The organism is Arthrobacter sp. G119Y2, from assembly GCF_038069765.1.
GTDB lineage: Bacteria > Actinomycetota > Actinomycetes > Actinomycetales > Micrococcaceae > Arthrobacter_B.
In genome coordinates this window covers 229,089-242,241 of record NZ_JBBPFS010000005.1, presented here as the reverse complement: position 1 = coordinate 242,241, position 13,153 = coordinate 229,089, and the positions used below count along the sequence as shown (strand labels likewise).

The following is a 13,153-nucleotide window of genomic DNA, read 5'->3' as shown; positions in this document are numbered from 1 at the left end:
TATGAGTAACCCTTTCCTGAGTACCAGTCCGCTGCCTTACCAGCTGCCGCCGTTTGAACAGATCAGCCCGGATGACTACCTGCCGGCCTTCAAGGCGGGTTTCGAGGAACACCTTGCCGAAATCGACGCCATTACCAGGGATCCGCAGGCCCCGGATTTCGGCAACACGATCGCCGCGATGGAGCTTGCCGGACAGACACTGGCGCGGACGGCCTACGCCTTTTTCACCCTGACCGCAGCGGATGCCACGGACCAGGTTCAGGCCATCCAGCAGGAAGTGGGCCCGCAGCTGGCTGCCCACGAGGACAGCATCCATTTGAACAAGGCCCTCTGGGCGCGGGTTGAAGCCGTTTCGGTGGAAGGGCTCGACGCCGAGTCCGCCCGGCTGGTGGACGAGTACCGCCGCAGTTTCATCCGCGCCGGAGCCCGGCTCGACGACGACGGCCAGGCGCGCATGCGCGAACTGAATTCCCGGTTGTCCGTCCTGGGGACCGACTACGCCCAGAAGCTGCTTCGGGACACCAACGCTTCGGCGCTGCTGCTGACCGATGCGGCCGACCTGGACGGCCTGTCCGCAGATGACATTGCCTCTGCCGCCGCAGCCGCCGCAGAGGCCGGTTCCGAGGGCAGCTACCTGCTCCCGCTGATCCTGCCGACCTCGCAGCCGGCTCTGGCCTCGCTGACCAGCAGGGAAACGCGCCGGCGCCTCCTTGAGGCTTCGCTGAACCGCGGCTTCCGCGCCAATGACGACAACACGCTCGCCATCGCCGCCGAAATGGCGGCGCTCCGGGCCGAGCGCGCTGCCCTGCTGGGGTTCGCCAGCCACGCGGAGTTCGCCACCGACAACCAGACCGCTCCGTCCCTGGATGCCATCCACGCCATGCTCGGAAAGCTGGCGCCGCCGGCGGTCCGCAACGCCAACGCCGAAGCTGAACTGCTGCGGGCCGCCGCCCGCCGGGACGGCATCGAAGAGCTGGCCGCCTGGGACTGGTCCTATTACTCGGAGCAGGTACGGCGCGAAAAGTTCAGCGTGGACCGCTCCGCGCTGCGCCCGTACTTCGAACTGGAGCGCGTCCTGGCGGACGGTGTCTTCTACGCCGCCAACCGGCTCTACGGCATTAGCTTCACGGAGCGTCCGGATCTGTCCGGTTACCATCCGGACGTACGCGTCTGGGAAGTGAAAAACGAGGACGGCTCGGCCCTGGGCCTGTTCCTGGGTGACTACTACACCCGCGACACCAAGGCCGGCGGCGCCTGGATGAATTCCCTCGTGCACCAGTCCGCCCTGCTGGGAACCCAGGCGGTGGTCATCAATAACCTGAACATTCCCAAGCCGCCGGCCGGTGAACCGACCCTGCTGTCCTTCGACGAGGTGGTGACCGCGTTCCATGAATTCGGCCACGCCCTGCACGGCTTGTTCTCCGATGTCACCTATCCGCAGTTCTCGGGCACCGCTGTGCCCCGGGACTTTGTCGAGTACCCCTCGCAGGTCAACGAGATGTGGATGCTGTGGCCGGAGGTGGTGGCCAACTTCGCCAGGCACCACGTCACCGGCGAGCCGCTGCCCGGGGAGATTATTGACCGGATCGAAGCTGCGTCAACCTGGGGCGAGGGGTTCGGCACCACCGAATACCTCGGCGCCGCCCTGCTGGACCTGGCCTGGCACGAACTCTCCCCCGGGGAGGCAGTCGCCGACCCGCAGCAGTTCGAGGCCGATGCCCTGGCCCTGGCGGGTGTGGCCCTGGACCTGGTGCCGCCGCGGTACCGGACCGGCTATTTCAAGCACATTTTTGCCGGCGGCTACGCAGCCGCGTACTACGCCTACATCTGGAGCGAGGTCCTGGACGCGGACACGGTGGAGTGGTTCAAGGACAACGGCGGACTCACCCGCGAAAACGGAGAGCGGTTCCGGCGCGAGCTGCTCTCCCGGGGCAACAGCATCGATCCGCTTGAGGCCTTCCGGAACTTCCGCGGCCGCGAAGCGGCGATCGAACCGCTGCTCCACCGCCGCGGGCTGGACTGATCCTTCATGGTCACTATTGCCGCATGCCAGGAGCTTCACCAGGACTGGCTGAAGAGCCTGGCCGGCGCCACCGGGGGCCGGACCTTCTCCACGCATGAATCGGAATGGGTCTGGCTGCCGGCACGCCGGCAGCTGGTGCTGCTGTATCCGCAGCGGATCGCTCCGGCCGGGATCCGGCCGGGCCTGGCCGAGGGCATGCGGCTGGGCGCCCAGAGCGTGTCCGTGTGGCTGAACAACGCGGTGAGCTACGCTCCGCTGGAAGCGTTCGGCTTCCGGCGGGGCCCGCAGCCGATGTGGATGAGCGCCCCCGTTTCCGCACCAATGCAGTACAGCGCAGCACCTGCTGCCGTCGACCCCGAGCCTGCAGAAGTCTCAGGCCCCGACGCCGAGGAGCTGGCAGCCGGACGGGGCCATCCCCGCACCGGCTGGCATGTGACCACCCGCAGTGAAGGAACGCTCACCGGCCGGGCGTGGGTGTTTGTCCCCTCGCAGCAGGCACAGCAGGAACAGCGCCGGCTCAGGGAAGAAGCAGAACAGCGAAGGCAGCGGGACCGTACGGCCGCAGCCGCGGATCGCCCGGCAGCGGGGCGGGCAGCTCCGGAGGAACCGCCCGCCCGCAGAAAGCCGGCGTCCGGTTCGCTCGGCGGCGTTTTCGGTTTGGCCGTGGGGCCCTCCAGCCGGCGCCGGGGTTACGGAACGGCACTGCTGAGCCGGGCCGCCGCCGTCGCAGCCGCCGCCGGTGCGGACCGGCTGGCCATCAACGCCGCTCCCCTGGGCGCCGAGCTGTGTGCAGCACGGGGCTTTGAGCTGATTGGCCGCGGCCAGCAGCTCACGCTCGACCTGCGCTGATTCCCTGCCGCGGCGGGGAATCAGCGCGGGTCGGAGCGCAGGTTCCGCTCTTACCAGCCGCGCTCGGACAACCGGTGCGGCTGCGGGAGTTCGTCCACGTTGATGCCCACCATGGCTTCGCCCAGTCCGCGTGATGCCTTGGCAACTTCATCGGCGTCGTCAAAGAAGGTCGTAGCCTTCACGATGGCCGCGGCACGCTGGGCGGGGTTTCCGGACTTGAAGATTCCCGATCCCACAAACACACCGTCGGCGCCAAGCTGCATCATCATGGCGGCGTCCGCCGGCGTGGCAATGCCGCCGGCGGTGAAAAGCACCACCGGCAGTTTCCCGGCAGCAGCAACCTCCTTCACGAGCTCGTACGGAGCCTGCAGTTCCTTGGCCGCGACGTAGAGCTCGTCCTCGGGCAGGGAGGACAGGCGAGCCACTTCGGAGCGGATGGCACGCATGTGCATGGTTGCGTTGGAGACATCGCCCGTGCCGGCTTCGCCCTTGGAACGGATCATGGCGGCACCTTCGTTGATGCGGCGCAGCGCTTCGCCCAGATTGGTGGCACCGCAGACAAACGGGACGGTGAACTTCCACTTGTCGATGTGGTTGGTGTAGTCGGCCGGGGTCAGCACCTCGGACTCATCGATGTAGTCGACGCCGAGTGACTGGAGGACCTGGGCTTCCACGAAGTGGCCGATCCGGGCCTTGGCCATGACCGGGATGGACACGGCGTCGATAATGCTGTCGATCATGTCGGGGTCGCTCATGCGGGATACCCCGCCCTGGGCGCGGATGTCTGCGGGGACCCGCTCAAGGGCCATGACCGCCACGGCTCCGGCGTCTTCGGCAATCCGGGCCTGCTCGGCGGTCACCACATCCATGATCACCCCGCCCTTAAGCATTTCGGCAATGCCTCGCTTGACCCGGCTGCTGCCGGTCACGGGAGAGGGGGAACCGGCGGATACACCGGACACGGAGGTGGGCTGGGAATCAGGGGTATTCATGAAAAAGCTCTCATCGTCGCGGGGGTTCAGGAACTGTACCGTCCCAGCGTAGACGGCTTGCCCCCGGAAAGCCGAAGGCCCGGCACCGGTTTACTTCCGGTGTCGGGCCTTATGACCATAATTTGCAGCGGCCGGGGCGCCGCTGCGCTCAGGTGGCCTGCCGGTGAACGGTGCGCATCCGCTGCGCAATGGTCACGCAGCTGGCCGCGGACAACGCCGCCAGCACCACGAGCAGCAGCACTTCGGGGACGCCCAGTCCCACCAGACCGGTGGCAACCAGCAGGGACACCAGCCGTTCGGCGCGTTCGGCGATTCCGACGTTGGCAGTGAACCCGAGGGATTCCGCCTTGGCGCGGATGTAGGAGACCAGCATCCCCAGGACCAGGCAGATGATGGCGGCGATGCCGATCGCGTCGTTGCCGCCGCCGGTGAAGAACCAGATGCTGACGCCGGCAAACAGGGCGCCGTCGGCAAAGCGGTCCAGGGTGGAGTCCAGGAAACCGCCCCATTTTCCGGTGCGTTCCTGCTGGCGTGCCATGATGCCGTCAATAACATCGGAGAAGATAAACGCCGTGATGAACAGGGTTCCCCAGAACAGCTCGCCCAGCGGGTAGAACACCAGCCCGCCGACCATCACGCCCAGGGTGCCAAGGATGGTCACGGCGTCGGGGGTGACGCCCCGTTTCAGCAGCCAGGCGGCCAGCGGCGTGAACAGGCCCGTGAAGAAGCCCCGCGCGTATTTATTCAGCACCGCTCAGTCCTCGCTTGCTGCGGAGTCGGCGGCCTGCGGCCAGGCGTCGGCCACCTGCCGGCGGACGTCGCCCAGTGTCTGGGTGATGGCCTTGGTCTGGGCAATGATCGGCAGGAAGTTCCCGTCTCCGCCCCAGCGCGGCACAATGTGCTGGTGCAGGTGGGCGGCAATTCCCGCTCCCCCGGTGACGCCCTGGTTCATGCCGAGGTTGAAACCGCTGGGGTTGGACACCTTCCGCAGCACGCGCATGGCGGTCTGCGTCAGGGAGGCAATTTCAGCTGTTTCCTGCTCGTCAATGTCCGTGTAGTCCGGAACGTGCCGGTACGGGCAGACGAGCAGGTGCCCGGCGTTGTACGGGAACAGGTTCAGGATGACAAAGGCATGCCTGCCGCGGTGCACGATCAGGGACTCTTCGTCCGTCCGTGAAGGTGCCGCGCAGAACGGGCAGTTGTGCTCCGAGGAAACCTGTTCCTGTCCGCCCTTGATGTAGGCGAGGCGGTGCGGGGTCCACAGGCGTGCAAAGGAATCCGGCACCCCGGGAAGCTCGAAAGAATCCGTAACGCCGGCATCTCCCGGATAGGGACTGCCGCCGTCATCCTGGCTGCTGCTTTCCATCTGCACTCCTGCGCTCCCCGCCCGTCCTGTTCAGTTCCGCTTACTTGTCCCGGTTGCGCACAGCTTCGACAATCCGCTTCACTGCTTCTTCAACCGGCACGCCGTTGTCCTGGCTGCCGTCGCGGAAGCGGAAGGACACGGCGCCGGCATCGGCGTCGTCGCCCCCGGCAATCAGGACAAACGGGATCTTGTCCTTGGACGCGGTGCGGATCTTCTTCGGGAAGCGGTCGGTGCCGGTGTCCACCTGGGCGCGGATGCCTTCGGCCTTGAGCTTGTCGACCACGTCGAACATGTAGTCGTTGAAAGCCTCGGCCACGGGGATACCGACCACCTGGACCGGTGCCAGCCAGGCCGGGAACGCGCCGGCGTAGTGCTCGGTGAGCACGGCCATGAAGCGTTCCACGGAACCGAACAGGGCACGGTGGATCATGACCGGACGCTGGCGGGTGCCGTCGGCGGCCTGGTATTCCAGTTCAAAGCGCTCGGGCAGGTTGAAGTCCAGCTGGATGGTGGACATCTGCCAGGTGCGGCCGATGGCGTCGCGCGCCTGGACGGAAATCTTCGGGCCGTAGAAGGCGGCGCCGCCCGGATCCGGAACCAGGTCCAGGCCGGAAGCTTCGGCAACCTCGGCCAGGGTGGCGGTGGCTTCTTCCCAGACCTCGTCGGAACCGACGTACTTTTCGGGGTCCTTGGTGGAGAGTTCCAGGTAGAAGTCGTCCAGGCCGTAGTCCTTGAGCAGGTCCAGCACAAACTGCAGCGTGCTGGTCAGCTCGTCCTTCATCTGCTCGCGGGTGCAGTAGATGTGGGCGTCGTCCTGGGTCATGCCCCGCACGCGCGTCAGGCCGTGGATCACGCCGGACTTCTCGTAGCGGTACACGGAACCGAATTCGAACAGCCGCAGCGGCAGTTCGCGGTAGGACCGTCCGCGGGAGCGGAAGATCAGGTTGTGCATGGGGCAGTTCATCGGCTTCAGGTAGTAGTCCTGGCCGGGCTTGATGACCGCGCCGGTTTCCGGATCAGTGACCTCGTCCACGTGCATGGGAGGGAACATGCCGTCGCGGTACCAGTCCAGGTGGCCGGAAACCTCGTACAGGTGGCCCTTGGTGATGTGCGGGGTGTAGACGAACTCGTAGCCGGCCTCGGTGTGGCGCTGGCGGGAGTAGTCCTCCATGGCCTTGCGGATGATGCCGCCCTTGGGGTGGAACACCGGCAGGCCCGAACCCAGCTCGTCCGGGAAGGAGAACAGGTCCAGTTCGGTGCCCAGCTTGCGGTGGTCGCGGCGCTCGGCCTCGGCCAGGCGCTCCTGGTAGGCCTTCAGTGCATCCTTGGTGGGCCAGGCGGTGCCGTAGATGCGCTGCAGCTGCTGGTTCTTCTGGTCGCCGAGCCAGTAGGCAGCGGCGGAGCGGGTGAGGGCGAAGGCGTTGGAGATCAGCTTGGTGTTCGGCAGGTGCGGGCCGCGGCACAGGTCGCACCAGACCGTGTCGCCGGACTTGCGGTCCACGTTGTCGTAAATGGTGATCTCGCCGGCGCCGACCTCGATGTTCGCGCCTTCGCCGGCTTCCTCGGCGCCGTCCTTCGTGCCCAGCAGTTCCAGCTTGTACGGCTCGTTGGCCATGGCTTCGCGGGCTTCTTCTTCGGTGACCACGCGGCGGGCGAATTTCTGGTTCGAGTTGATGATCTTCTGCATCATCTTCTCGAGGGTCTTCAGGTCCTCCGGGGTGAACGGCTCGGCGACGTCGAAGTCGAAGTAGAAGCCGTCCTTGATGTACGGGCCGATGCCGAGCTTGGCATCCGGGCGCAGCTGCTGCACGGCTTGGGCCATAACGTGCGCGGTGGAGTGGCGCAGGACATTGAGCCCGTCTTCGGAGTCAATGGTGACGGACTCCACGGAATCACCCTCGGAGAGCTCTGTGTCGAGGTCCTTCAGGACCCCGCCAACGCGCATGACGACGACGTCGCGGCGGTCAAAGAACAGCTGAGCACCTGTGGTGCCAGTATCCACCGTGGTCTCTTCGCCGTCGACGATGAGGGTGAACTTCTCTGGCACTGACACGGTTGTCTCCTAGATTTCGTTGTACGGCGTCCTGGACCGGTCAGGACGTGACCGGCTCCTTCTGCGCCCCTTCGATGTTATCCGCTGGAGTTGGGCCCCACCAACCTGCCGCGCTGGAGGCGGGGCAGGGAGGCCGTGTCGTTAAGGTCCCATGCCTCCAGCGCCTGCATGCTGATGCCGCGCGGTCCGGTGCGGCGGGTCAGGCCGCGGACGAGCATCAGCTGGGTGCCGAAGAGCAGCGGGCCGGTCTTTTCCTGGGCTTCGGTGAAGAAGGTGCAGTCCACGCAGCCGGTGCCGTCGTCAAGGCTGATGAACACCACCCGCCGCCCGCCGCGCATCGGCGGTGTTTGGGTGGCCACCCTGATGCCGGCCACCAGCACCTCGGATCCGTTGCGCAGATCCATCAGCTCCCGGGCCTTGGTCACCCCAAGGTCCGTGAGCAGCGGGCCGTAGCTGTCGATCAGGTGGGCGCTGACGTCCACTGACAGGAGGTCCAGTTCGGTGCGCACCTTCTCGCGCAGCGTGGGTTCGGGCAGGTCCGGCTGCAGGTTCTCCAGTTCGGTGTCCCCCAGCGGCAGTGCCAGCTGGCCGGGGATGGGGTCGTACTTCCGCCCGGCAGGACGGGGCGGTGACGTATCCAGATGGTGCAGCAAATCCGCGCGGGAGGCTGCCGAGCCGGTGTCCCTGGCGAGGGAATCAAAGGCTCCCAGGGAGGCCAGGCGGATCAGGGTTCTGCGTCCAACCCGGGCGCGGGCCCGCAGGTCAGCCAGTGAATCATAGGGTTGGCCGGCGGTGATGCGCCGCAGTTCCGCTGCGGACAGCCCGTAAATTCCGGCAAGGCTCAGCCGGATTCCCAGTTTTTCCGGCCGGGCCGGATGCCCGGGCGACGCCGGGACCGCCGGCACCCGCTCCACCCGGTACTGTTCACCGCTGCGGTTGATGTCCAGCGGCAGGATGGGGATACCCATCCGCCGGGCCTCGGCCACCAGCAGCCGGCGCGGATACATGCCCGGATCGTGTTCGAAGATGCCGGCCAGGAATGCCTCGGGGTGATGGGCCTTCAGCCAGGCGGACTGGTAGGTGGGAACGGCAAAAGCGGCTCCGTGCGCCTTGCAGAAACCAAAGCTGCCAAAGGCCTTCAGCGTGTCCCAGACCTTGTCGATGACCTCCGCCGAATACCCGCGCTTACCTGCTTCGGTCCGGAAGTAGTCCTCCACGGATCCTTCGGCGTCTTCATTTCCCAGCAGCCGGCGCAGTTCATCCGCTTTGGCCAGGCCGCAGCCGGTAAACACGTCGAAGGTACGCAGCACCTGCTCATGGAACACCGTCACCCCGTGCGTTTCCGCCAGGACCGGGCGCAGGGCTTCGTGCGGATACACCTCCGGCGAGAAGCCGTGCCGGTGCTCCAGGAACGGACGGACCATGTCGGATTTCATCGGTCCCGGGCGGAACAGGGAGATGTCGATGATCAGGTCATTAAACTCGCGCGGGGCGAGCTTGCCGATCAGTTCCCGCTGACCCGGGGACTCAATCTGGAAACAGCCCAGCGTGTGCGTGCTGCAGATCAGGTCATAGGTGGGTTTGTCGTCCAGCGGCACGGCGTCGAGGTTTATGGAGCCGTCCTCGTGCACATAGTCCGGGCCCAGTCCGTCGGGTCCGGGCGGATGGGCGCCGGCGGCAACGGTGTCCGCCTTGGACGGATGCAGCCGCCGGACCTCCTGCAGGGCGTAGGCCATGGCACTTTGCATCCGCACGCCCAGCACATCGAGCTTGAGCATGCCCATGGGGTCCATATCGTGTTTGTCGAACTGGGACATGGGCAGGCCCAGGCCGGATGGCTGCACCGGAGTGCGGTCCAGCAGGGAGGCGTCTCCCAGGATCACTCCGCACGGATGCATCGAAATGTGCCGGGGCAGCCGGTCCAGGCGTTCGGTCAGGTCCACCAGCAAATCCAGCTGCCGGTTGCCTTCCACCCGTTCGGCCACCTCCCGCAGCTCGGGCTTTTCCGCGAGCGCCTCCCGGAATTTCCGGGCCGAAAAGCGCCACAGCTGTTTGGCCACTGCCCCGATGTCCTCCTCGGCCAGACCCAGCGCCATGCCGGCGTCGCGCACCGCACCGCGGGCACGGTAGCCGTTCTGCATGCTCATCAGCGTCACCCGTTCAGCGCCGAAGCGTTCGAAGATGCGGTGGTAAACCTTGTGCCGCTGCGCGCTTTCGACGTCAATGTCGATGTCCGGCAGTGTTGAGCGGTCCTGCGAGAGGAAACGCTCGAAGATCAGGTCATGGGCCAGCGGATTGACGTGGCTGACTCCCAGCAGATAATTCACCAGCGAGGAGGCTCCGGATCCCCGGGCCGCGGCGCGCACCCCCATGCCGGTGATCATCGAGGAAACCTCTGCGACGGTCAGGAAATAGGAGGCAAAGCCAAGTCGCTCGATGATGCCCAGCTCATGGGCCAGCCGGGTCCGCATCCGCGCTTCCGCGGAGCCGCCGAGCTCCCGGGACGGAAACCTGCGCCCGATTCCCGCTTCGCAGCGGCGCACCAGCTCGGCCATGGGGGCGCTGGTGATGCCGATGACCGAGGCTTCCGGGACCACCGGCTGCTTCCATCCCATGTCCGCCTGCGGATCCATCCGGCAGGTATCGGCGAGCGCCTCGGTGTCGCGGAGCAGACGCGCCGCCCCTGCACCCCCGTAACCGGCCTCGGCGCTGATTTCCCGGGCCAGCGCCTTCATCTGATCCGCGCTTTTCAGCCAGCCCTGCCCGTTGGGCTGCAGGTCCCCGAGCCGGGCCATGGACGTCAGCGCGCGGGCGGCGTCAAGGACATCGGCGGTGGCGGCGCCGTCGGCATCGACATAGCGAACGGCGTTGGTCAGGATGGCCGGCAGCCGCATTTCATCGGCCAGCCGGAACATGCGGACAGCATGGGCGAGGCTGAGGTTTCCTCCCGGCGCGCTGAGGTGGGTTACCACCTCCACGGCGAGCGCCGTGCGGGGCAGCACCTCCTGCCAGCGGGAGAAGAGCGTGCGGGCGACGGCGTAGCTGCGGCTGCGCATGGCGATTCCGACGTCGGAATAGGGGCCTACCAGCACGGTCAGGACCGGGCCGGGTCCCCCGCTGTCCCCCGCGCCGTCCCCCGCCGCGCGGGCGGCCAGCTGCTGCAGCGTGACACCGACCGGCTTGCTGCCCCTGCGTGCCGCTGATGCGGATGTGCCCGCGTGAGCGTCGGAAATCAGCCGGCACAACGCTCGGTACCCCGCACCGCCGCGGTGTCCGTGGGCCAGGACCACCACCCGCCCGGTCACGGCGGGGCTGCCGTCTCTGTCCGGCTCGCCGAGCACCGCCAGGTCCACTCCCACAACGGGATCGATTCCGGCGTCCATGCAGGCCCGCAGATGCTTGACGGTTCCGTACAGCCCGTCCCGGTCGGTGCAGGCCAGGGCGTCGGCGCCGTCGGCGGCGGCGGCCGCGGCGAGGTCCTGCGGCCAGGACACTCCGTAATGGGCGCTGAAGGCGCTGGCGGTGTGCAGATGGGTAAAGCTCATGGGATGGCTTAGGCACTTTCCCGCAAGGCGTCATGGATGCGGATCAGGCGCCAGCGGCCGGTGGAGATGTCATGGGAGATGTCCAGGGTCCGCAGCGGCGAGCTGGAGTTCAGCCGGGCCTGGATGCGCCAGATCTCCGAATCCACCAGCCCCGCGCCGTGTCCGCGCTCGGCCCGCGGTTCTTCGTCCCACCAGTTCCGGCGTTCATACCAGCGCACCGGATCAGCGGCCACCTTGTACGTGCGCCCCTTCCAGGACAACCGCAGCGGCTGTCCGCCCGGAGAACACACCACCTCTACTGCTTCACTGAAGACACCCACTTCAGTTCCCTCTCCCGCCGATGCGGACTGCAGAGTTGAGCCTGCATCCATGATCAGCCCGCTGCACCGCAGCGGATTGCAGACTCCGGACACCACCTGTCCGGATCAATTACCAGATCACCATCTTCGAACACATGTTCGAATAACACCAGTGTACGGTGCCCTCCTGACAAACGCCGCCGGTTCATTTCGCCGCCGTCCCCGGCTGCACCCGCGCAGTCTCGGAGAGCGGAATCTGCTTGATGAAAAGGGCCAGGACCAAGCCCGCGCCCAGGGCCGGAATGCCCAGCAGGAAAATCGGAGGCAGGGCCTCGCCGAAGGCCCGGGCAATAAACTCCCGCACCGGCTCCGGCAGCGTCTTCAGTTCCGCAGGGCTGATGGAGTTCACCCCGTTGCGGAGTACCCCGGCGGCCTGCACCGGGGCGTCCTCGGCCACCTGGTCATTGAGCCGCCTGATGAAGACCGATCCGAACACAGCGATTCCCAGCGAGCCGCCCATCTGGCGGAAATAGTTCGCGGAGGAAACACCGGCGCCCATGTCCCGGCCCGGAACACTGTTCTGCACAATCAGCACCAGGTTCTGCATCAGCGCACCGATGCCCAGCCCCAGCACAAACATGCCCGCGGCGGTGAACCAGTACGGCGTGGTGTTGGAGATCCGGGAGAGCAGCAGCAGCCCAACGATCATGACGGCCGCACCCAGGACGGGATAGATCTTGTACTTTCCGGTCCGGGAAATCAGCTGCCCCGTGCCGATGGACGTAATCAGCAGGCCCGCCGTCATGGGCAGCATCATCAGCCCTGACATAGTGGCCGAAGCGCCGTTGACCATTTGCAGGAAGGTGGGCAGGTAGGAAATGCTGCCGAACATCGCCAGCCCCACGGACAGGCCCACCAGGGTGCAGACCAGGAAGTTGCGGTTGCCGAACAGCCGCAGCGGCAGGATCGGCTCGGCGGCCCGCAGTTCCACCGGGATGAACGCAGCCACCCCGACGGCGGCCAGCGCCCCCAGTCCCAGAATGGTCGGGGACGTCCAGGCATAGGTGGTTCCGCCCCAGCTGGTCAGCATGACCAGGGCCGCGCTGGTCACGGCCAAAAGGGCCGCGCCGGAATAGTCCAGTTTGGGCCGCGGTCCGGTGCGCGCGGGAAGGTGCAGCGATGTGATGATAACCGCCAGTGCCACCGCTCCCAGGGGAAGGTTGATGTAGAACACCCACCGCCACGACCAGTATTCGGTCAGGTAGCCGCCGATCAGCGGGCCGCTGACTGACGCCACTCCAAACGCGGCACCGATCAGCCCCATGTACCTCCCGCGGTCACGGGCGGATACCACGTCTCCGATGATGGCCTGGGCACCGATGATCAGCCCGCCGCCGCCCACGCCCTGCAGCGCACGGTAACCGATCAGCTCCGCCATGCTGTGGGCCTGTCCGGACAGCGCGGATCCGGCCAGGAACACGGCTATGGCAAAGACGAAGATATTCTTGCGTCCCAGCAGGTCCCCCAGCTTGCCGTAGATCGGCAGACCGATTGTGGACGTCAGCAGGTAGGCGGTGATGACCCAGGACAGGTGGTCAAGCCCCTGCAGGTCCCCCACGATCGTGGGCAAAGCCGTTGCCACGATGGTCTGGTCCAGCGACGAAATCAGGACGGCCAGGATCAGCCCGGTGAAAACCAGCGCCATTTGACGCCGGGAATGCGGTGACGGGGCTTCTTGGCTGTGCCTGGCCGGAGGATGCCCGCCGGTGCCGGAAGCCGGGGAAGGGTCCACCGGGGTTTCCGGGTGTATCGGCCCGGCCTGCGGATGGAGGACGGCCGGCGGTGCACTGAGCCGGTACGACGACGCCGGTGATCCCAGATCCGTTGCTGCACGGGCACCGGGATGGGTGGCTTCTGCGCCGTGGGCGGTGAACTTGGCGGCCATGAACGCCTCCCTGTGAAGCCGTCGCCTGCTGCGCTCCGAAGCCGGCGCAGTCCCCGCGGCTCCTTCCATCAGACGCCCGCT

Annotated in this window: 9 protein-coding genes; 2 read left to right on the top strand and 7 right to left on the bottom strand. The window is 66.6% G+C overall.

The window, feature by feature from the left end; genetic code table 11:
- The first annotated feature begins 1 nt into the window (after position 1).
- Both WKB88_RS12885 and WKB88_RS12880 read left to right on the top strand, forming a co-directional pair.
- The gene (locus tag WKB88_RS12885; RefSeq protein ID WP_341394943.1) at positions 2 to 2,023 is read left to right on the top strand and encodes a M3 family metallopeptidase; all 2,022 of its coding nucleotides are present in this window, start codon (positions 2 to 4) and stop codon (positions 2,021 to 2,023) included.
- Positions 2,024 to 2,029: 6 nt separating this feature from the next.
- The gene (locus WKB88_RS12880) at positions 2,030 to 2,872 is read left to right on the top strand and encodes a GNAT family N-acetyltransferase (protein ID WP_341394942.1); all 843 of its coding nucleotides are present in this window, start codon (positions 2,030 to 2,032) and stop codon (positions 2,870 to 2,872) included.
- Between the two features lie 50 nt (positions 2,873 to 2,922).
- On the opposite strand, the gene pdxS is transcribed toward WKB88_RS12880, so the two are convergent.
- From pdxS to WKB88_RS12845, 7 genes are all read right to left on the bottom strand, one after another.
- Complete coding sequence (pdxS, locus tag WKB88_RS12875; protein WP_341394941.1) at positions 2,923 to 3,864, bottom strand: pyridoxal 5'-phosphate synthase lyase subunit PdxS; 942 nt, start codon at positions 3,862 to 3,864, stop codon at positions 2,923 to 2,925.
- A gap of 148 nt (positions 3,865 to 4,012) precedes the next feature.
- Positions 4,013 to 4,615, bottom strand: coding sequence for a phosphatidylinositol phosphate synthase (pgsA, locus tag WKB88_RS12870; RefSeq protein WP_341394940.1), 603 nt, complete (start codon positions 4,613 to 4,615; stop codon positions 4,013 to 4,015).
- Between the two features lie 3 nt (positions 4,616 to 4,618).
- Positions 4,619 to 5,230, bottom strand: a complete 612-nt coding sequence (locus WKB88_RS12865) for an HIT family protein (protein WP_341394939.1) — start codon at positions 5,228 to 5,230, stop codon at positions 4,619 to 4,621.
- 40 nt (positions 5,231 to 5,270) lie between these two features.
- Positions 5,271 to 7,283 carry a threonine--tRNA ligase gene (gene thrS, locus WKB88_RS12860; protein ID WP_341394938.1) on the bottom strand — a complete coding sequence of 671 codons (2,013 nt, stop codon included), beginning with the start codon at positions 7,281 to 7,283 and terminating at the stop codon, positions 5,271 to 5,273.
- Positions 7,284 to 7,360: 77 nt separating this feature from the next.
- Complete coding sequence (locus tag WKB88_RS12855; protein ID WP_341394937.1) at positions 7,361 to 10,828, bottom strand: DNA polymerase III subunit alpha; 3,468 nt, start codon at positions 10,826 to 10,828, stop codon at positions 7,361 to 7,363.
- A gap of 8 nt (positions 10,829 to 10,836) precedes the next feature.
- Positions 10,837 to 11,148, bottom strand: a complete 312-nt coding sequence (locus WKB88_RS12850) for a DUF6504 family protein (RefSeq protein WP_341394936.1) — start codon at positions 11,146 to 11,148, stop codon at positions 10,837 to 10,839.
- A gap of 184 nt (positions 11,149 to 11,332) precedes the next feature.
- Complete coding sequence (locus tag WKB88_RS12845; RefSeq protein ID WP_341394935.1) at positions 11,333 to 13,072, bottom strand: MDR family MFS transporter; 1,740 nt, start codon at positions 13,070 to 13,072, stop codon at positions 11,333 to 11,335.
- Positions 13,073 to 13,153 lie beyond the last annotated feature (81 nt).